Consider the following 19,375-nt stretch of genomic DNA (forward strand, 5'->3'; position numbering starts at 1 on the left):
GCCGGCAGTGCCTTTCCTATTGAAGTATAAATAGGAATTTTCCTATATTGCCACAGAACGAAACCGGAGGGACCGATGGCACCCGCAAGGGCGCGCCAGCGCGCACCTCGAACAGGCCGAGGTGAACGATGCCCGACGTGTTGATCGCGGATGCTGTGACAGGCCCCGCCCCGTTCCTTCACGGGCGCGAGGTCATTCTCGCCGTCATGACGCTCGGCACCGGCTATTTTTGCGAGGAGACAGACACGGTCGGCACCACCTACCGCACCGCTGCCGATTGGCTTCGGGTCCACGATGGCGAGCATGTCGCAAAGCTGATCCGCTTCGATCTCGACGTCCTCCACGGCGAAGACGTGACCGAGACGGTCGCCGACGCCTGGCTCGAAGGCTACGACCAGAGCCCGCAAGAGGAGCACAAGCTGCCGGCCTTTGTCCGCACCTCCGACGCCTGGGAGCGCTGGTGCGCGGATTTCGACGCGGAACGCTCCCCCTACAGCCAGGCCGTCCACGGCACCCTCAACCACCGCCAGCAGTTCGGTGCCGATCTCAGATGACCATGACGCTCGACAAGTCCGCCCTCTTCGCCGCCATGGAAGCCTTCTGGGAAGCCGAAGGCGGCAATGAGCGCGGCGTGGAAGCCGCGATATCCGCCTATCTGCAGCGCCAGAACCTCACCGCTTTCAACGACATGGCCACGCGCAAGCGCGCCGCATTGGCCGCGGCAACCGCCCGGTCGCATGGATCCGCTCGCGGGCATGACGACGGCGCAAAGTGCCCAATATTGGCAATCATTATTAATTTGCAAAAATGCTAATAAAGTAAGCGGGGAGCATCAAGAGGAGAGAATCGATGCCGCGCCTTGCTCAATTGTATTTCAAGACCGCAATCATATTCCTGATCATCGGCCTCTGTATCGGCCTGCACATGGCTATCAGTCAGGATCATGCCGCCACGCCGGCGCATGCCCATACAAACCTGCTCGGCTGGGTCACGATGGCAATCTTCGGCATCTATTATGCGCTCAATCCCGCCAAGGCCGAGCGCCGGCTCGCCATGATCCAATATTACGTCTACACCTCAGGCGTCGCCGTGCTGGTGCCGTCGCTCTATCTGATGGTCACCGGCAGGCCCGAGATCGAGCCCATCGTCGCCGCGGCCTCGATCGTCGCCTTCGTCGGCGTGCTGCTGTTTGCAGTCGTCATCTTTTCGAGCAGCGAAACGGTCGCTCAGCCGAACGCCTTGCGGCCGCGATAACGCTCGTCCGGGCACCGACCGCACCACCATCGAGCGCGAACACAGGAAAGGCCGAAGTGCCTTTCCTGCATCGGGTTCTTGCGCCCTAGATCATTTCATTGTTTCATCGAAACACTGAAGTGATCTAAGTCTTTGAAATTACGCAATTCCGAACGGAAAACCGTTTCGCACTTTTCCTGGATTTGCTCTATTTCGAGGTCGACTTCAGTACCCGGTGCGTCGCGTCGTCGAGTGCGTGGCCGGTCTCGGCTCCATCCTGCCGAAAGCCGCGCGCCGTGTTGCCACAGGCCGAAAGGGCAAGAAGCGCTACAGCGCCGCGCGTCTTATCAGACGCGCAAAGGTCGCTGTAGCACTTTGAATTGCTGCATGTTCTTGTCCTTTAATCGGGTACGATTAAAGGACACATGCAGTAGGCAGAGGACCATGAGCATCGTCTTTGACATCATCGTCTCCGTCAGTTTCTCCTTTCGGAAATGAGGCGGAACGCGGCAAAGTCAATCGGCGCTGCTCAAGACCGGGACCGCGAAAGACGGGCGCGGCGGCCATGGCCCGCCGCTCGGCTCTTCTCAGGATTTATTTTGGCGAGCGTACCGGAATCGCCGAATCAGGCCTTCCCCCGGCTGGCGGATGCGCGTTAGCTTCCGTACCGCGCAGTACGTTCTTTCTGACTGCGCTTCCCCGCACCCCGAGCCATTTTGGGTGCTCGCTTGCCCCGCCCTCGTGCGGGGCTCTTTCTTTTTCGCGCTTTGTCGCGCGCGTCAGACGACCTTGAATACGGCGTCGCCGACAAAGACGATCACATATTGCCCGCCTTCGCCCGCGCGCGCCCAGCGCTGCAGCGTCTCGGCATAGGGCGTCTGCTTCCAGATTTCCGGATAATCGGGATCGACGAGAACGGTGACCTGCGGCCCCTGCCGATAAATCATCATGCGCGAGCGCGCCGGATCCCAGGTGTCGTCCAGGCCCTCATCCGTGCGCCAAAGACAGAGGAAGTCGCGACAGAGCTGCGGCCGCTGCTCATAGATCCGGCACCCCTCACCGTCGATGCAATGCCGGCACCAGTCGTTTGCCGGTTTTTCCAACGCGTCGATATCCGGCAGCCGGCAGCAAAGGGTGCAGGTGCCGCAGGCACGCTCGCCGAGCGGTGTGGATGTCGAAGAGGTCGGAATGATCATCGGCGGACGCTATATCACATTGCCCTTCCTCAAGGGAACGGACCAGCGGCGTTCACCCCATTGCGGCGAGCCAGGCACGAGCATCACGCCGCCGCCTCGCACTGCGGAATACGGAACGAGGAGCATTTGCCGCGTGTCCTTTGCGCGGCGCAGGCAATTCCCGACTGCGCCCTCGACCGCGCCCCCTGACCGCACCAAGCGCGCGGTCGAGACAGGGAGACACGTTAGAGCAATTCCAGGAAAAGTGCGAAACGGTTTTCCGTCCAGAATTGCGTAATTTCAAAGACTTAGATCACTTCAGTGTTTCGATGAAACAATGAAGTGATCTAGCGGATGCGCGGGCAACCGCTGCGGTTGGCGAGATAGATCCTGGCGTATTGTCCACGCCGTCCGATGCCCTCGACGACGATTCGGTTGCGGCTCATTCCGGCGATCTCGGGATCACGCATGCCATAGCCATAGGCGCGGCGAATGGCCTGGCGGGCGCTGCAGCCGCGCCGCGGGCTGTAGTAATCGTCGTCATAGCGGCGTTCGCGCCGATAGTCCCGATCCCAGTCGCCATCGTCGCCGCGAGGTCCGATGTAGAGATCAAGGGACTGCGCCGGAGATACCGAAGGCAGCGCCGTGACGGCGCCTACGGCGCCTGCGGCGACCAGGAGCACGGCCAGAAGTTTGCTCATCTTGTGTGTCATATCAGTCTCCTCCACCCGCTACCCATTGAGAGGACCTCAAGGCTAGCCCAGTGAACGTGAATGCAGGAGTAACCAACGACCCGCCAAAAAGTTGCGATGGTCGCGTCATGGCGAGCGAAATCGGCTGCGTTCAAGCGCGGTTCCGGTGGAAATGGAAGGTCTTGCGGTCGGTCTCGCCTTGCCGGAACCCCTTGTCCGCCAGGATCGCCTTCAATTCCTCGACCTTCGCCTCGCCGATGACATGCGGGTGCAGTTCCACCAGGATATCCCTGAACGAGCCGAAATCGGCAACGCGCAGCAATTCATCCTCGCTGCCTTCCACATCCATGATCAGCACATCGGGGCGATAGGTCTGGAGTACCTCGGAGAAGACGTCGCTCCACTTTCGCGCCCGGCAGCTGACGGTCGTAGGCGCTCGACGAAATGATGTTGTCGCTCCGGAAGAAGGAGATCCTGCGCCCTTCGGCCGTCATCGCTCTGAGCCGCAAGGCGGGCTCGATGCCGTTCAGCCGGAAGTTCTCGCGGATCAGCGGCTCCAGCGACGCATTGGCCTCATAGGTCAGCACGTTCGAAGCGCCGCAGATCCTTGCCGCAAGCAGCGCGATGAAGCCGACGCCGGTGCCGACTTCCAGCACCTTCGAGCCGGGCTTCAGCAGCCGAAGCAGGATGTTGCGCTCCGTATCCTCGTAGACTTCGCGATACATCAGGTCGCGCACGACGGCCGGAACGCGCGCCGCGTCGGACACCAGCCGGATGCCGTCGATCGTCACCGTGCGCGCATTGGTGAAGTAGCGAATTCTCTTTCGGATCGAACGAAGAAGACGCTTCATGCCTTGCCTCAAGGATCTTTTCCCCGCCAGTTAGTGCGATTTCGCGCTCCAGAGACAGGCAATGCGCCACTCGCGGCATCGCCGGGTCGATGCCATCAGGCAATTGCCTCACCGGTGTTTTTGATCTAAGTCGCCCCATATTATGTATGAAGAATACATATCGGAATGGGAATGAAAGACATTACCTATCCCTTCAGGGATCAATCCGACGCCGAGATGATCTCGGACCGAAACCTCTTCGATCGCCTCATCACCTGGTACGAATCCGCCAAGGTCGAGCGTCGCGAACGGACGGAGGGCCGCGAAGTCGACCTGCGCTGCGTCAGCCCGCAGGGGCAAACGTCGCTCTACCCTGATGATCTCCCGCTGGTTTTCCTCAGCCGCAATGACGCGAAGCTGATGCCCGGCTTTCTGGCGCATTACCGGTCGTTGGGCGTTACCCGTTTCATCTGTGTGGATGATGCCTCGACCGATGGGACGCGTGAATATCTGCTGGGCCAGCCCGATGTCGACCTGTGGGCGTCTGCGCTTCGCTACGCGGAAGCCCGGCGCGGCCGCCTCTGGAGGGAGGCGCTGTTTGCGCGCTATGGCGGCGACCGCTGGTACGTCAACGTCGATTCCGATGAGTTCCTGATCTACGACGATTGCGAGAACCGCACGCTGTGGTCGGTGATCCATACGCTCGAGAATCTGAAGATTTCACGGCTGCCCGCACCGATGCTGGATATGTATCCGGTCAATCTGCGCACGGCAGACGTCAATCAGCTGAAAACCCGAGCCCCGTGGGAGGTCGCCGATCATTTCGATAGCCGTGGCTATTCGCTGGCAACGACCGCGCGCGCGATCACGGTCAAGGGCGGCGCGCGCCACCGCGAGTTTGAATCCGACCTGGAACTGATCAAGTATCCGTTGATCTTCTGGGACGAGGACTGTCGCTTCGGCGCCAGCATCCATCAGCCGCTGCCCTATCAACGCAACTTCTCCTCGGTGCTCGGCGCGCTGCTGCATTTCAAGTTCTTCGCCGACTACGAAAAGGTCATCGAGGATGCCGTCGCCGACGGCCAATACTTCGACGGTTCGGCGGCCTATGCGAAGATGACGGAAGCCCTCGCCGGCACCGGCGCGCTGCAGCTCTTTTCCCATCCCTCGGTGAAATTCGGCGGTTCGAAGCAATTGCTGCGGCTCGGCTTCATCACCCCCGTGCCCAAATCCACCGCCGGCGGCGAGCGCTAGGCTCGCGGTCCGCGGCCCTTACCAGTCAGCCTTCACACACCGGAAAAGCACCGGCTCTCCCGGCACAGGCACGCTCGAGAACTCATCACCGCGCCGCTCCCGGCTATGTCTCCAGGCCGAAGATCAACGGCACGGCCGGTCGCTGCGCGACCGGATGGATCGTTTTTCAACCGATCCGCGAGTTTGGCCGTTGATTATTCGACCGACCGCTCCATTTACACCTCTGAGGCACTTAACCTGAGGAGAAGCCTGCATGAATCGAAACACAGTCATCGGCATCGTGGTTGTGATCGTGCTCATCATTCTTGGCGTCGTGTACCTGAAACCGGGGGCCAAGCAAGCCACCGAGACGGCACCGGCGACGACGACGACGGAGCCCGCGACGACCGAGCAGAAGCCAGCAACGACGCAGCAGCCGGCAACGACTGACCAGTCGACGACGCAGCCCTCGACCACTCAGCCGTCCACGACCGAACCGTCAACGACGCAGCCGGCAACGACACCGTAACGGCCACGAAACGCGACCACCCCTGCCGCACCGCCGGCCAGCGGGTGGTCGCATGAAACAAGGGCTATCAGGCAGCCACCCAAGCACAAGCACGTGTTTCCTTTCGGTTCGCTGATGATAAGAATCCGGCACCCGCAAAGGAGCCTTGAATGCGCGTCGCGTTGCTATGTTTGCTGCTGCTTCTCTCGTCCTGCATGCCGCACATCCCGGAAGAGGTTCTCGACGCAAACTGGTGCAGGGACATGGCGGCAGCAAAGGCGAAGGCCACCGGTACCGGGCGAGCGAACCTCGCAGCGGCGATGATAAAACACGACTGCGCCGCAGCGGCGACCGCGCTGGCACCCTGATCTCCGATCCGACTGCAACACGCTGGTGACGAGAGATGACTTGCCGACTGCATGTTTCCTTTGTTCGTAGCCGGTTAAAGGGCAAAAACATGCAGCAATTCAAAGTGCTACGGCGACCTTTGCGCGCCTGAGTTGATGCGCGGCGTTGCAGGATCAGCCGCGTCCACACACAACCGGCGCCGCCACCGAATTGCGCGCTGGAACTGCGAGACCAGCCCAAGTCCTTGAGCTGAAAGGTCTTTCGACCCGACGGACGTCGGGTCGCTCACATCCCCGCCACAAGGGCGAGGATGACGGAGAATGGGACACCCTTCGCGGCAGAAAGCCATCTTTAGGTTTGCCAGCAGCCTGAGGCCCGCTGACGCGGGCCTCAGTTGTGTCTCGTAACCGGATAGCCGACCGGCATTTGCCAGAGGGATATGTCGGCTATCTCGGGCTTCTTCACGCCTTCCTCCGCGCCGATATCGCGGAGCAAGTGATCGGAGAGATGGCTGAGCTGGTTGAGCGTCCGACGACGCCTCCAGGCAGCAACAAGGAAGGCACCGACGGTCTGCCGGAAGCCGAACGTTCGAAACAGGTCGTCCATGATCGCCGGCAGGGTGCCGGCGGAGGTGAGTTGTAATTCGCGCATGATTATTCCCGCCGCCGCGAGCGGCCGGGTCCTCTAGATTATGGATGCGCGCGGACACGGAAACGCGTTCCGGGAACCGAACACATCAAGTCAAAATGGAAAATACGAAAAGGCGGAACTCGGGTCGCGTTTATGCGCCGAAGTAATTCACAGAATTGTGGCACACTCGTCGTGACGAGCAAGCCATTCCACCAGAGGCGAGCATCTGAACAAAATTATGATTCATCGTATGCCTCCTCTAGTTTGAGCTCCGATTTGGTGAAAATTACACGAGTTTACTTCTGCGGCAAGAGCACAATCGCAAACTGTCGGAATGACGAAGTGCCTGTTGCACGGGAGCAACAGGTGACGGGTGCGAGCGTGCCGCAGGGGTCGATCCGGCCTTTATCGCCAACAGACGCGGCTTTTCCACCGCGGCGAAGAGTTCAAAACGGAGCGATTGATTGTCATTGTCTCGTTCTCCGTCTTCTTCGCACTGATCTGCATCGGCAGCATCGTTGACATCGCGACCACAGAGCCACGCCCCTCACGCCACGACGTCGAGGCGCTGCCGCGATGAGGCGGAGAGGCCTCCAAGGGTCGTCACGGCTGTCCTCACCTTCCGCCCGGCATGCCATTCGCTTTGCCCGCACTTGAGCATCCGCAATCCAGCCCCTAAGAAAAGGACGTCAATTGCGCTTCAAAATCAGATGGATGCTTCCATGAATCTCGACGTTCAGGACCTCAACGGCGCCTGTCACTGCAAAACAGTTCGTTTCAATGTTCGATTGAAGAACGGTCTTCATACGGCCCGCCGCTGCACCTGCTCTTACTGCCAGTTGAAGGGCGCGGTTGCCGTCTCCGCCGCAAAGGACGGCGTCACTGTGCTTTCAGGCGGTGAGGCGCTGACCAGGTATCAGTTCAACACAAAGGCGGCCGAGCATTTCTTTTGCTCAAAATGCGGCATCTACACCTTCCACAGGCCGCGCGCGAACCCCGATTTCTACGGCGTCAATGCAGCGTGTCTCGAAGGCGTGAGCCCCTTTGATTTTGAAGAATTGCCCGTGAACGACGGCATCAATCACCCGATGGACGCCCAGGGATCGACCGGCCCGCGGCTCGCCGGAACGCTCCGATACTTTCCCGCCAAATGAACGGCAGCAGCGTCTGACGACGATATTGGTCACGCCGTTATGAATGTTCGGCGCACCGTTTGATGAGGGCGTGGTCGGTGCCGTTGGCGTCGCCCGCGACCGGCTCGACCAGGCGACCAATCGCGCTGGTCGAGCGCTGCACATATCGCCGGTCGGGATTATGGCGCCGCTGATGCGCCTCGTAGGCCATCGCAACAAGTGTCGGCGGACAGGACGGCACGCGGTCACGCCGGATGCTTAGGAACGGGCCGTGGATACCTCCCAGAACCTGGAAAGCGCACCAATATGCCTGCCGGAAAAATTGGAATTTAATCAGCGTCTTAGGAGAAGTTTTGGTGGGTGATCACGGGCTCGAACCGTGGACCCGCTGATTAAGAGTCAGCTGCTCTACCAACTGAGCTAATCACCCATCCGTGGCGTCGCTTTAGCGCACGGGCCGATGACACTCAAGAGGGTATTTGCGTCACGCGACGATAAACCCACAGCGTTTCCATCCGGCTCCGAGTTGATTGCGTTTGCTCTCGCCTGGCCGCGCCATCAGCGCACGCCGATGAAGCGGCCGCCCAGGTCAAAGCGGCAGTTGTCAAACGCGTCTTTCGTCGTGACTCCCGTGTTCCCTACAACCACGGCGGTGTGCGGGGCGTTCTCCACAGGGCGCGCCTTGGCCCCATGAAGTTTTTCAAAAGATTTTCACAAAGGCGCTGGACAAGCCAATCGAACGCCTTTATACGCCCCCTCACGACAGCGACGGGACTTGACCGACGCGGTCGCGGATGGGTGATTAGCTCAGTTGGTAGAGCAGCTGACTCTTAATCAGCGGGTCCACGGTTCGAGCCCGTGATCACCCACCAAATTCTCCTAAAACGCTGATTGAATTTCTCTTTTCCAAAACGCTTGGCTCCCGCTTCAGACGAAAAGTTCGCCTGCGCCGATCTTCACCGCGTGGCCGCCGATGCGGGCATTGCTGATCTCGCCGCCGGCGATATCCAGATGCAGGTGGATGAAGGACGGCCGTCCCATTTCCACCCCCTGCTCGACCAGCACCGGGTGATGACCGTCGACGAACTGGTCGAAAAAATGGATGGCACCGGAGAGAGCGGCCACGGCCGAGCCGGTCGCCGGGTCCTCGAGGTTGCCGGCACCGGGGCCGAACTTGCGCGCGTGGAAGCGCGCCGTGTGGTTCACGCCGCCGCGGCAATAGACATAGGCCGGGGCCAGCCGCCCCTCGGCCATCGGCGTCAGTTGCTCCCAGCGTTGCGAATCGAACTCGATCGAAGAAACCGCCGCAATATCGTGCACCGGCACCATGACGAAGGGCGCGCCGGCACTCCAGAACGAAGGCACGTGGTTCTCGAAGCCGATCTGTGATTGTTTCAGGCTCAACGCATCGGCGATCGCCTGCCGGTCGAAGCGGGCATCGAGCCGTACCGATTTGCGCGGCAGGTCGAACTCGGCAAAGCTCGCAGCCCTCGACTTGAGGCGGACGGCGCAGCGCACCGGACCCACCTTCTCCTCCAGCACCTGCACAAGGTCGATCCCCTCCTCGATCGCGCCATGCTGCGCCTCGGCGATAGCGATCGCCGCGCCAACGGTCGGATGTCCGGCAAAGGGCAGTTCCTGGCTGGGGGTGAAGATCCGGAGCTTCGCCGTATGCGCAGCACCCCCGGGCCTGCGGATGAACACCGTCTCCGACAGGTTGAATTCCTGCGCGATCGCCTGCATCGTCTCGTCGTCCAGCCGGTCGGCGCCGAAGACCACAGCCAGTGGATTGCCTTCGAGTTGCCTGTCGGTAAAGACGTCGTAGATCGCGTAACTCAGCGCCATTCATGTCCCCTTGCGAAGATGCCCCGAACTTTGCAGCGTCGGGGCGCGGGCGGCAAGTGTTAAAAAGCACCCGTGCACAACTCGGAGCAGGTGTCATGGGTTCGTAGCGCTACGCACCTCTATTAAAGGCTCACGAGAGCCGTCCAAACTTCCGGGATTATGTCGCAATACCTGCAGACATTGACCGAGCTTATTTGCTGTCTTCCGCGTAAGCCCTCGTCGGACTTCCTCGGGAAAATCCAATACCAATCGTTCGCCGGTTGCGAGCCACCGACGGCTGAACTTGGCTCTTAATGGCGCGGTGCAACAGCCTCCGGATGAAAGTGATACGTGCCGTCGCCCAATGGCACGACGTCCCCAATTCCCGGGAAAGGGAAATGGTAGCCATGATAGCGAATACCCTCGGTCACGACCTTGGCGAAAATCGCGGTCTTCGCATCCGCGGCCTGCTGCGGGTTGGTATCGTAGTCCATATGGAAATACCATTCCGGATGAGCCGGGTCGTATACCTGATGGTGGCAGACGTCACCGGTGAAGACAATTTTTTGCCCTTCGCTCTCGAAGATGTAGGCGCACATCCCGGCGGTATGACCCGCGACGGAAAACGTGGACACTCCCGGGAACAGGGTCTCGCCGACTGAGAAAAGCCTCAGCCTGTCGCGATAAGGAGCCACTGCTTCAAGTGCTCCTCCCGTCCACTCCGATCGGAAGTCATTCCGATTCAAGTTTTCCGGATCGGTCCATTCAGCCCATTCCCGATCGGTGCAGAAAAGCTTCGCGTTGGGGAAGGTCGCGCTACCGTCGGGATGGATGAGGCCAAAGGCGTGATCCGGATGCAGGTGGGTCATCAGGACCGCGTCGATGTCTTTCGGATCAGTACCGGCCGCGCCGAGATTGTCTATCAGACGACCCATGTCGCCACGCCATGTAAGTGTCCGCCCCGCGCCCGCATCGATGAGAAACAATCTGTCGCCCGTGTTCATCACGACTGGGTTGATATCCATTGGAATGTGGTCGATGGGCAACCGATGGACGGATTTCAGGCGGGCGATTTCGGCCGGATCAGCATCTGGGTAGAAGCCCTCGTAGCTGTGATGGATATAACCATCCCCTCGAATACCCCCAGTCGGAAACGGTACCAACCCACGTTTTGGACGCAGTGTACCTGCCCCCATTCCCCGGGCATGAAACCTGTCCCCGTTGCCATGAGCGCTCTCCCATCTTGCTCAACAGCCTGCGGCACACAGTTACCGCGCTACCTTCCATCATCTCGAGATCAGTAGCAAAACTTGAAGGAAACATCAGCAACTACTAACAATCGTAGATCCGAGTCTTGCCAGCCGTCCCGCGCCTGGCTCGGGCGCTTCGGGCAAGCGTAATCGATCTCAACGCCAGTTGTTCCAGGATCGCGCCGGCTTTCAGTTATTTGAATGACAGTGATGGATATTAATTTAAGTTTTGAATTATAATTGAAGTACAATAAATGACTGCACTTGATAAATATAATACTTGTTTGCAATTGTTGTTTGCTTATAGATTGCTTTCAGGAGGATGAAAACAATGGCAAAGATAGTCGGCACTGATGCGAACGACACCCTGTTCGGGACAGACGAAAACGACAATATCTGGGGTCTCGGCGCCAATGACACGCTGGACGGCGGGCTTGGGAACGATTTTCTCTATGGCGGGGCCGGTAACGACGGCTTGGTGAGTTTCAGCGGCTATGACGAGCTCGATGGCGGCGATGGCGATGACCGGCTGGAACTCAACGGAACGGGCGGCGTGGCGCGGGGAGGTGCCGGCATCGATACGCTGGTCATCAATCTTTCAGGGACGGGCAACCGAGTCACGTTTAACGGCATGAACCGCCACGTAACCTTCGGTGACCCGGCTGAGACCGACAATCACATCTTCTACCGCGGTATTGAGCGGCTGGAGCTGACGACCGGTAGCGGCAAGGACATTGTTGAGGGTGGCACGGGTGACGACGTGATCTCGACCGGAGACGGCGCGGACATCATCGGCGGCCAGTCATTGCCGAACACCCATAATCAAATGAGTTCCCTGGGTGCTGATGTTATCGACGCCGGTGCGGGCAACGACACGATAATCGATCGGTTCGGGGCCAATCATCTTTCTGGCGGCAGTGGCGACGACAGCATCACAACGACACTTTCATCTGCCGAACTCGACGGCGGCGACGGTGACGACACGTTACGGTTCGAGGATGCGGATCGGACCGATGATGTCACGGTCGATGTGGTCAATGGCGTTACATCGACCGGTACGGCCTTTCACAATTTTGAGCGGGTTTACGCACATACCGGCAGCGGCAATGATACTTTGCTCGGTGGCCTCAGTCGCGACAACCTCTTCGGCGGCAATGGGGCCGACCGCCTGTTTGGCGGCGAAAATAATGACTATCTCTATGGCGAAGGCGATGATGACCGCCTTGAAGGCGGTGCCGGAGTCGACTCACTTAGTGGGGGTGAAGGCGATGACCACCTCTCTGGAGGCGACGGTGCGGATCGTCTGATCGGCGGTGAGGGCGCTGACACATTCCACTGGAGTGGATTTGAGGTTCGCCATAGCAGCATCGACCATATCGTCGATTTTGACACCCAAAGTGGCGACGTGATCGAGTTGGGGGGCTTCTATCCTGGCGACACCAACATCTATAATTTCGATTCCTTTGTGGCTGCCTCGCATGACACAGAGGAGGGTCTCTATGTAGCCTTTCATGGTGAAACCGAAGGTATCCTCATCGAAGGCGTTTCGCTTGCGGACTTATCTGCCGACGATATTGCTTTCACGTTGTGAGACTGCAGTGTCGGTGGCTGGTCCGGCGGAAGTCCGCTTTCCACCCTGCGCGGTCCTTCCTGATTGTTGGGATGTGAGGACCGAGGGGCGCGGGCATGTGTGAAGGCGTGGCAGTTCTTCCTGCGCATCAACAGGGCCTAAGGCGCAAGCAGACGCGCGCGGCATAAGCACTACAAATACAAAAAGATAGCGCGATTTATTGATTCAAGGCCGTGGCGAGCGGATGTTACCGAAACAGCCACTTCAGGATAGGCAGGATGAAGGGCGGATAGTTGTTCGCGTCCGGATCCGGCCCGAAAACGGCAATCGCCTCGTCGATCTCCGGCTCGGGATCACCAGCGACATGCGCCGCCACGCGGGCAACCAGCGCCGCCGCCGTTTCCGGATAGCGGTAGACGCGAAGCACGGTCACGGCGCGGTCCATATGCAGGAGGTGATAGCCGGGCTCGGCCGTCGCAAGCGCGAGATCGATGCCGGTTTCTTCCAGCGCCTCGCGGCGAATGTTGCCGGCGATGTCGCAGCGGCCGTCGACGATATCCTCTGGCTCCAGCGAGCCGGAGGGGCTGTAGACGCGGGCCGGATTGGCGGTGTGCGACCCCATGCGCACCAGGATCAACGCGCCGTCGGAGGACAGGATCGCCGGCATGGCGAAGAGATGAAAGGCGCCTTCGGCCCGCGTCTTCCGCCACCAGAGAAAGGTCGAATAGGGCACGACATGCCCCTCGCCCCGAATCCGCCCGTCCTCGATGCGAAGCGCGCGCTGCAGCACCATCCGGCCATCGAAGAGATGCGGGTTGGCCGCGATTTCGCGGTGCCAGTTCTCCTGCGCCCGCTCGACCTCGCCGAGGTGAAACGGATGCGCCGCGCCGTTGACGCGGATATCGACGTCGTCGATCGGGATGATGACGCCTTCGGCCGGCCACGCTGCCCTATTGCTTTCAAGAGCGCCCATGGTCACACATCCAGCGTTATGGCCACGGGGCAATGGTCCGACGCCTTCGGCCGGTCCCAGCCGGTGCGCGGGTAGCGCTCCACGTCGAGCCCCGGCGGAAAAATCGTGCGGAACGGCTGGCCGCCGCGGATGACCTCGGGCACCTGGGAGTGGTTGCGCTTGGCAAGCGCCGGCGACAGCCAGATATAGTCGAGCTGGCAGAGGTGCCGCTCCTGCGGTCCGCGGCTGTGAAACAGCGTCCAGCGGTCCATCACCGGCCGGCGCAGCATCGGGTTTTCCACGAAGCCGTCATGGCTGAACACGTCGAGCGAGCTCGTTTCCTCCTCGTGCGGCACGAACTGGTAGCCGTTGCGCCGGTCGCCGAGGATGTTCACCTTCTCCTGGTAGTCGTTCATGTCGCCGCAGATCGCAAACATCTTGTCGGCGGTCTTCCCGCGGCCGAAGCGGCTCTCGATGATATGGCGCACGGCGCTCGCCTCCGCCACGCGCAGCGGCATCGTCGCCTGCCGGCCGTCGAGCCCTTCGCGCGCCGGCCCCATCGACTTGAAGTGCACGACATAAAGCGTCAGCGGCCGCCCGCCGATGCGCAGGTCGAGCTCCAGGCAATCGCGCTTGAAGATCCGGTCGGCCGGCCGGTTGGTGAGCGCGAGCTGGTCGTTGAAGAGGTCGAGATCTTCAAAGGTCAGCCCCGCATGGCTCTTCACATCCAGGCACTCGATCGGCTGTCCGTCGCGCGTCTCCTCGCGCATCAGCACGGCCACGTCGATCCCACGCGAATCATTGCCCTCGATCAGGTATTTCTGGCGATAGCCGTTACCCACCATGCGGAAGAGATAGTTGTATTCGAAGGCCTGCAGCGAGGCCATGTTGTCGGCCTCCTGCAGGCAAAGGATATCCGCATCGCAATCGGCGATCGCGAGCGCCGACATCTGCCGCGTATCATCGGTGTGCGCGATGGTGCGCGCCTCCTCCAGCCGCTGGTATTCGGCTTCCGTCTTCACGTCGAAGAGCCTGAGGACCCGGTCCTGCTTGAGTTGGTTGCGAAAGCCGGAAAAATCGAAGCGGCTCAAAAGGTTCTCGATATTGAAGGTGGCAAGGCGAAGCGACATTTATCAATTCCGTGGCATGAAATGCCGGGAGCTTAAAGCAATTCCAGGAAAAGTGTGAAGCGGTTTTCCGCCTGGAATTGCGTCCAATACAAAGAGCAATTCCAGGAAAAGTGCGAAGCGGTTTTCCGTCCGGAATTGCGCAAATGATCCAGGCATCGAGCGGCAAATGTCGAGCCTGATTTCCTTGTCGGCCAGTCACGTCTCGGCGAGCGCGACTTCCCGGCCGATCGGCTTTCCGTCTCTGCGCCCGCAATATGATCCATGTCATCCAGAACGCGAACCAATGTGCTCAAATGGCGTTAGTGTATGACCTCGCGCTCATGGAGGATGGTTTGAACACCGAAATCGAACTCAAGCTCGAGCTCTCTCCCGAAGATCTTGACCGCTTTGCCGCATCCGGCCTCCTTGGTGAGCCGGCGCGCACGGAGCAGCAACGGTCCGTCTATTTCGATACGCGCGGCCGTGATCTCTATCAGTCAGGCTTCACGCTGCGCATCCGCACGGTCGGCGCGGCACGCACCCAGACGATCAAGGCGACCGGCCCCGGCGCATCGGTCTTTGCCCGTCCGGAATGGGAGCAGCCGCTTTCCGCCGATGAGCCGGTCGTCGATCACACCACCCCGCTTGCCGCCGCGTTTGACCTTGAGCCCGACGATCTGGAGCCGCACTTTACCGTCGAGGTCGAGCGCAGGACCTGGGAGGTTGACCAGGACGGCACGCAGATCGAAGTGGCCCTCGACCGTGGAATGATCGCCTCAGGCAATCGCCAGACCGCCGTCGGCGAAATCGAACTCGAGCTCAAGGATGGCGACCCGAAGGCGCTTTTCACCCTCGCCCGCCGCATCGAGGCGATCGTTCCCTTCCGCTTGGGCGTTCTTTCCAAGGCCGAGCGCGGCTTCCGTCTGATCGACGCCAGGCCGATCGTCTTCAAGGCGGAGCCGGTCGTGCTCGACCGCGAGATGCGGGTGACGAAGAGTTTCCGCACCATCGCGCTTGCCTGTCTCAGGCACTACCGCCTGAACGAGGACGTGCTGCGTGAACGAAAGAACCCGGAGGCGCTCCACCAGGTCCGCGTCGCCCTTCGCCGACTGCGCTCGGCCATCTCGCTCTACAAGGATGTGCTTGGCGATGAGGAGAGCGCGCGCCTCAACGGCGAGCTGAAATGGCTGGCCGGTGTTTTCGGCAAGGCCCGCGATGTTGACGTTCTCCTGACGCGTGATCCGGAGCCGGAGTTGCGCGACCGCCTGAAGACGGCGCGCGCCGCCCGCTACGTCGAAGTCTTCGAGGCCCTCGACGGCGCACGCGGCCGCGCCCTTCTTCTCGATATCCAGCAATGGCTGCACTGCGGCGACTATCTGTCGACGCCGCCCGCCGAGCTTCGCGACCGGCCGGTGGCCGATTTCGCCGAAGCCGTTCTCGACCGCGCGCGCCGCAAGCTCAAGAAACATGGCCGCGCACTCGCCAAGGTCAGCGACGAGGAGCGGCACGAGGCCCGCAAGGATGCCAAGAAGCTGCGTTATGCCGCCGAGTTCTTTGCCGCGCTGTTTGACGACAAGCGGGGCACGCGGCGCCATAAGCGGTTCATCGATGCGATGGCCGGACTGCAAGACAGGCTCGGCACGCTGAACGATCTCGTGTCCGGTCCCCTCGTGCTCGGCGAGATCGGCCTTGAGGATCATCCGGACGCCGAAACGCTCGTTGTGCACGCCGACAAGGACAAGCTGATCGACCACGCGCAGAGCGCACTTGACGACGTGATCGACGCCAAGCGCTTCTGGCGCTGAGCCACGGTCGCGCCGACCCGGCCATCGCACACAACCGCAAGGCTTCATTGTATTCGCCGGGAAACGGCGCATACTCACGCCCATCGTTGGACTGTTTATACGGGCTCCAACGGCTGAAAGTTCATTCGCGCTTTCGCCCCAGTTCTGGAGGTCGCGCGATGCATTCCACGACCCGCCAACAGGCGATACACCCCCATGACATGCAGGAGATCGAGCGCATCTTCGACGACATCCTGCGTGATCGCGGGCTGACGCGACGCTGCGAAGCCGCAGAGCGGATCGCAAAGCGGCTTGTTGCGATCTACCAAAGCGGCGTTCGTGACTGCAGCGCGCTGAAGGCCCTGGCTAGAACATCCCGCTTTCTAGCGTAATCGCTTGAAGCGGAAAGACGCACTACAGCGCCGCGCGCCTTATCAGGCGCGCAAAGGTCGCTGTAGCACTTTGATTCTAGAGCATCTATCCGCCTCCAGTGATTCCACTTGAGAGCGGATGCTCTAGCCGAGCGACAATGGCCGGGCTCCAGCAAGCCCGTCAGCCTTCGCGGTCCTGGCTGGCGATCGCCCGGTCGATCCGTGCTGCCAGCTCGTGGCTGACCGGCACCATCGGCAGGCGCATTTCCGGGCTGTCGATGAGCCCTGAGCGCCAGAGCCAGTGCTTGATCGGAGCCGGGCTCGGCTCGGCAAACAGCAGCCTCGGCAGATCGGCAAGACGCTGCCAGTCGGCCAAAGCCCCCGGTTGATCGCCGGATATCAGCCTGTTGCGAATGGCGGCGAAGGCTGCCGTTTGAACATGCGCCGAAGCCGTGATCCCGCCTTCCGCCCCTTGAGTCAGCGCCGTGTAGAACAGCGGGTCTTCGCCGGTCAGCACCGAAAAACCTTGGGGCTTGTGGCGCAGCAGATCGAAGGATTGCGTCGCATCCGCCGAACAATCCTTGACGCCGACGATGTTTTCCCGCTCCGCCAGTTGCAACATCGTCTCGTTGCCGAGGTTCACCCCGGTTCTGTAGGGAATGTTGTAGATCAGGATCGGCCGTGCGGTGGCATCGGCAAGTGCCGAGAAATGGGCGAAGAGCCCGCGTTGCGACGGCCTTGTGTAATAGGGGCAGGCGATCAGATAGCCGGTGATATCCCAAGGCGCCGTCCGCTCCAGCGCCTTTACCGTCTTCAGCGTGTCGCTGCCCGAAAGGCCGAAATAGACCGGTATGGACTTGCCCGCCGCAGCCAGGGTCTCGTTGGTGATCCCAACCAGCCGCTCGCCTTCCGCCTCGCCGAGCGCCATGCCCTCCCCGGTGGTAGCACCCAGGATGAAGCCGTCGATCGGCTCTGCGGCATAGTGCGTCACCAGCCGACGCAGCGAGCGCTCATCGAGTTCGCCATCACGAAACGGCGTGATCAGCGGCAGCCAGAGGCCGCTCGGCATTGAATATGTGGTTTCCATGAAATTCCATCTCCTTCAAGAAACCGGAGACGGAGCGCAAGCGAAAACCCCGTCCGAACCGGCGGGGTCGATCTGATCCTTGTGCTTGCTATGCTCTGCGCGCAACGACCGACAGCCCCGGGTACGGGGCTTTTTTCGAGGTCGTCAGTTTGGCGAGACGGCAGATCATGAGGCGAAACTCGAACAGTCCTCCATCTTTGTCAAGCGGCGACGGAGGGCATCGGCCCGGGAGGCGACACGTTCCATACAACGGGAGTTCTGCCGATCAGCCCAATTACATTCCCCTGAGGTCGGACCGGAAGACCGCCTCCGCCCGCGATCGGCGCGCAAGGACGAAGCCCCTGAAACGGTATCGGGATGCGCCGCGGCTGGAGATCCAGGTCCGGCACATCCCGATGATATCAATAGGATTTTCGGAGGGCGAGATCAGACGAGATTGGTCTCGACTTCGATGTTGCCACGGGTCGCCTTGGAGTACGGGCAGATCTCGTGGGCGGCGTGAATAATTTCATGGGCGAGGTCGCGATCGAGGCCCGGCAGGCTGACATTCAGCCGAGCGCTGAGGAAGTATGAACCGTCGTCGACGTTGAGATTGATGTCGGTCTCAACCTCGGGGCCGGCCGGCAGCTTCACCTTGCGCTGTTGCGCAGCAAGCTCGATCGCGCCGATGTAACAGGCCGACCAGGCGGCACCGAACAGGTTTTCCGCGGCCGGATGCGGCTGCGACAGCTTCAGTTCCAGCATGCCGTCTTGGCTGCGGGTGCCGCCGTTGCGGCCGCCGGTGTTGTGGGTCTTGCCAGTGAATACGAGCTTCGTGGTCATGTCATTTCCTCTCTGTTTGATTTATTAAGCGTATCCGCTTCAATCGGATGCGATTTATATAGATGAAGCTGAAGGCGACGTCAACACCATTGCGATTTAATCGGATACGATTTATATTAAGTGCAGATACGGAAAGAGAAAAAAGGACACCCCCATGCCCGCCTCCAAAACAGCGAGCCCTGAGACCACGCCTGCAAAGGGCGGCAAGAAACTCTCCAACTTCCTTTGCTTTGCAATCTATTCCGCAAACCTCGCCTTTGGCCGCGCCTATAAACCCCTGCTCGACAAGCTGGGCCTGACCTACACCCAATACGTGACCCTGGTGGCGCTATCGGAGGAAGACAACCAGACCGTCAGCATGCTTGGCGAAAAGCTCTTCCTGGAATCGAACACGCTAACGCCGATCCTCAAGAAGCTCGAAGCAGACGGCTATCTGCAGCGCCGTCGCGACCCTTCGGACGAGCGGCAGGTGCGCCTCACCTTGACGCCGGCCGGTCGCGAACTGGTGGACGCGGAGCCGGGTTCGGCGCTCCTCGAAGCCACCGGCCTCGGCGACGACTTTCCGGTCGTGCAGCAATCGGTGGCAAGCCTGCGCGACAACCTGCTGCACTCGATACAACGCGGATCCCAGAAGGAATAGCCGTCGCTTCGATCCCTATGGCCGGCAACCAACGACGACGGGCGGCATGAGACCGCCCGTCCTCTCCACCCTCATCTCTGTGCTTGTCACAGAGATCCAGCAGCCGTGCGTCGGCACGGCAGGAGATGCAGAGCCGGAATGCCGACGCTCGACATCAGGATGATTTCCCGCGCCACCGACGCGG

23 protein-coding genes, 2 tRNA genes and 1 pseudogene are annotated in these 19,375 nt (G+C 60.6%); 12 read left to right on the forward strand and 14 right to left on the reverse strand.

All coding sequences use genetic code 11. The features are described 5' to 3' along the window. Positions 1-128 precede the first annotated feature (128 nt). From ACN9MO_RS09715 to ACN9MO_RS09725, 3 genes are read left to right on the forward strand one after another with little or no spacing between them, the layout of a single operon-like run. A complete protein-coding gene (locus ACN9MO_RS09715; RefSeq protein ID WP_112995530.1) occupies positions 129-554 on the forward strand; it encodes a hypothetical protein in 426 nt (141 codons plus the stop codon). Then, positions 551-814: a hypothetical protein gene (locus tag ACN9MO_RS09720; RefSeq protein ID WP_110881668.1), complete on the forward strand. Its 264-nt coding sequence runs from the start codon at positions 551-553 to the stop codon at positions 812-814. Before ACN9MO_RS09715 ends, ACN9MO_RS09720 begins: the two co-directional genes overlap by 4 nt. 35 nt (positions 815-849) lie before the next feature. Continuing rightward, a complete protein-coding gene (locus ACN9MO_RS09725) occupies positions 850-1,254 on the forward strand; it encodes a hypothetical protein (RefSeq protein WP_057253974.1) in 405 nt (134 codons plus the stop codon). A 187-nt stretch (positions 1,255-1,441) separates the two neighbouring features. Here the strand turns inward: ACN9MO_RS09725 and ACN9MO_RS09730 are convergent. The 5 genes and pseudogenes from ACN9MO_RS09730 to ACN9MO_RS09750 all read right to left on the reverse strand — a co-directional run. Further along, a pseudogene (locus tag ACN9MO_RS09730) lies at positions 1,442-1,564 on the reverse strand (entericidin); the annotation flags it as partial. A gap of 448 nt (positions 1,565-2,012) precedes the next feature. Further along, positions 2,013-2,429, reverse strand: coding sequence for a hypothetical protein (locus ACN9MO_RS09735; protein WP_057253972.1), 417 nt, complete (start codon positions 2,427-2,429; stop codon positions 2,013-2,015). Between the two features lie 326 nt (positions 2,430-2,755). Continuing rightward, entirely contained in the window at positions 2,756-3,121 is a 366-nt protein-coding gene (locus ACN9MO_RS09740) for a hypothetical protein (protein ID WP_057253970.1), read from the reverse strand. 130 nt (positions 3,122-3,251) lie between these two features. After that, entirely contained in the window at positions 3,252-3,449 is a 198-nt protein-coding gene (locus ACN9MO_RS09745; protein WP_244495696.1) for a hypothetical protein, read from the reverse strand. Next, complete coding sequence (locus tag ACN9MO_RS09750; RefSeq protein WP_244495695.1) at positions 3,424-3,951, reverse strand: 50S ribosomal protein L11 methyltransferase; 528 nt, start codon at positions 3,949-3,951, stop codon at positions 3,424-3,426. The genes ACN9MO_RS09745 and ACN9MO_RS09750 overlap by 26 nt, the downstream gene beginning before the upstream one ends. 216 nt (positions 3,952-4,167) lie before the next feature. Here ACN9MO_RS09750 and ACN9MO_RS09755 point away from each other — a divergent pair, with 216 nt between their 5' ends. From ACN9MO_RS09755 to ACN9MO_RS09765, 3 genes are all read left to right on the forward strand, one after another. Then, positions 4,168-5,184 carry a glycosyltransferase family 2 protein gene (locus ACN9MO_RS09755; protein ID WP_425987120.1) on the forward strand — a complete coding sequence of 339 codons (1,017 nt, stop codon included), beginning with the start codon at positions 4,168-4,170 and terminating at the stop codon, positions 5,182-5,184. A 253-nt stretch (positions 5,185-5,437) separates the two neighbouring features. After that, positions 5,438-5,692, forward strand: a complete 255-nt coding sequence (locus ACN9MO_RS09760; protein WP_113132957.1) for a hypothetical protein — start codon at positions 5,438-5,440, stop codon at positions 5,690-5,692. Positions 5,693-5,841: 149 nt separating this feature from the next. Next, positions 5,842-6,039, forward strand: a complete 198-nt coding sequence (locus tag ACN9MO_RS09765) for a hypothetical protein (protein WP_113132956.1) — start codon at positions 5,842-5,844, stop codon at positions 6,037-6,039. Between the two features lie 370 nt (positions 6,040-6,409). On the opposite strand, the gene ACN9MO_RS09770 is transcribed toward ACN9MO_RS09765, so the two are convergent. Then, positions 6,410-6,670 carry a DUF1127 domain-containing protein gene (locus ACN9MO_RS09770; RefSeq protein WP_082616056.1) on the reverse strand — a complete coding sequence of 87 codons (261 nt, stop codon included), beginning with the start codon at positions 6,668-6,670 and terminating at the stop codon, positions 6,410-6,412. 701 nt (positions 6,671-7,371) lie between these two features. On the opposite strand from ACN9MO_RS09770, the gene ACN9MO_RS09775 reads away from it, so the two are divergent. Next, a complete protein-coding gene (locus ACN9MO_RS09775; protein WP_113132960.1) occupies positions 7,372-7,803 on the forward strand; it encodes a GFA family protein in 432 nt (143 codons plus the stop codon). A gap of 37 nt (positions 7,804-7,840) precedes the next feature. Here the strand turns inward: ACN9MO_RS09775 and ACN9MO_RS09780 are convergent, their stop codons facing one another. Next, complete coding sequence (locus ACN9MO_RS09780) at positions 7,841-7,993, reverse strand: hypothetical protein (RefSeq protein ID WP_156414716.1); 153 nt, start codon at positions 7,991-7,993, stop codon at positions 7,841-7,843. Positions 7,994-8,136: 143 nt separating this feature from the next. Next, positions 8,137-8,212: transfer RNA gene (locus ACN9MO_RS09785), tRNA-Lys, on the reverse strand. A gap of 366 nt (positions 8,213-8,578) precedes the next feature. Between ACN9MO_RS09785 and ACN9MO_RS09790 the strand changes: the two genes are divergently transcribed. Beyond that, a tRNA-Lys gene (locus ACN9MO_RS09790) sits at positions 8,579-8,654 on the forward strand. A gap of 55 nt (positions 8,655-8,709) precedes the next feature. On the opposite strand, the gene ACN9MO_RS09795 is transcribed toward ACN9MO_RS09790, so the two are convergent. Beyond that, positions 8,710-9,627, reverse strand: coding sequence for a PhzF family phenazine biosynthesis protein (locus ACN9MO_RS09795; protein ID WP_113133748.1), 918 nt, complete (start codon positions 9,625-9,627; stop codon positions 8,710-8,712). A 290-nt stretch (positions 9,628-9,917) separates the two neighbouring features. Continuing rightward, entirely contained in the window at positions 9,918-10,769 is an 852-nt protein-coding gene (locus ACN9MO_RS09800; protein WP_210185156.1) for an MBL fold metallo-hydrolase, read from the reverse strand. 418 nt (positions 10,770-11,187) lie between these two features. Between ACN9MO_RS09800 and ACN9MO_RS09805 the strand changes: the two genes are divergently transcribed. Then, positions 11,188-12,447 carry a calcium-binding protein gene (locus ACN9MO_RS09805; RefSeq protein WP_110878568.1) on the forward strand — a complete coding sequence of 420 codons (1,260 nt, stop codon included), beginning with the start codon at positions 11,188-11,190 and terminating at the stop codon, positions 12,445-12,447. A 226-nt stretch (positions 12,448-12,673) separates the two neighbouring features. On the opposite strand, the gene ACN9MO_RS09810 is transcribed toward ACN9MO_RS09805, so the two are convergent. Both ACN9MO_RS09810 and ACN9MO_RS09815 read right to left on the reverse strand, forming a co-directional pair. Further along, entirely contained in the window at positions 12,674-13,399 is a 726-nt protein-coding gene (locus ACN9MO_RS09810) for an NUDIX hydrolase (protein ID WP_112997055.1), read from the reverse strand. A 2-nt stretch (positions 13,400-13,401) separates the two neighbouring features. Beyond that, the gene (locus ACN9MO_RS09815; protein WP_057253959.1) at positions 13,402-14,508 is read right to left on the reverse strand and encodes an endonuclease/exonuclease/phosphatase family protein; all 1,107 of its coding nucleotides are present in this window, start codon (positions 14,506-14,508) and stop codon (positions 13,402-13,404) included. A gap of 332 nt (positions 14,509-14,840) precedes the next feature. Between ACN9MO_RS09815 and ACN9MO_RS09820 the strand changes: the two genes are divergently transcribed. Both ACN9MO_RS09820 and ACN9MO_RS09825 read left to right on the forward strand, forming a co-directional pair. Beyond that, on the forward strand, positions 14,841-16,292 hold the full coding sequence (locus ACN9MO_RS09820; RefSeq protein ID WP_057253958.1) for a CHAD domain-containing protein: 1,452 nt from the start codon (positions 14,841-14,843) through the stop codon (positions 16,290-16,292). 158 nt (positions 16,293-16,450) lie between these two features. Beyond that, positions 16,451-16,663: a hypothetical protein gene (locus tag ACN9MO_RS09825; protein WP_057253950.1), complete on the forward strand. Its 213-nt coding sequence runs from the start codon at positions 16,451-16,453 to the stop codon at positions 16,661-16,663. Positions 16,664-16,823: 160 nt separating this feature from the next. Here the strand turns inward: ACN9MO_RS09825 and dapA are convergent, their stop codons facing one another. Then, positions 16,824-17,729: a 4-hydroxy-tetrahydrodipicolinate synthase gene (gene dapA / locus ACN9MO_RS09830; RefSeq protein ID WP_057253949.1), complete on the reverse strand. Its 906-nt coding sequence runs from the start codon at positions 17,727-17,729 to the stop codon at positions 16,824-16,826. 426 nt (positions 17,730-18,155) lie between these two features. Further along, a complete protein-coding gene (locus ACN9MO_RS09835) occupies positions 18,156-18,551 on the reverse strand; it encodes an Ohr family peroxiredoxin (protein ID WP_057253948.1) in 396 nt (131 codons plus the stop codon). A 154-nt stretch (positions 18,552-18,705) separates the two neighbouring features. Between ACN9MO_RS09835 and ACN9MO_RS09840 the strand changes: the two genes are divergently transcribed. Continuing rightward, positions 18,706-19,191 carry a MarR family winged helix-turn-helix transcriptional regulator gene (locus tag ACN9MO_RS09840; protein ID WP_057253947.1) on the forward strand — a complete coding sequence of 162 codons (486 nt, stop codon included), beginning with the start codon at positions 18,706-18,708 and terminating at the stop codon, positions 19,189-19,191. Positions 19,192-19,375 lie beyond the last annotated feature (184 nt).

The sequence above is a fragment of the Ensifer sp. R-19 genome (genome assembly GCF_049905105.1).
GTDB lineage: Bacteria > Pseudomonadota > Alphaproteobacteria > Rhizobiales > Rhizobiaceae > Ensifer.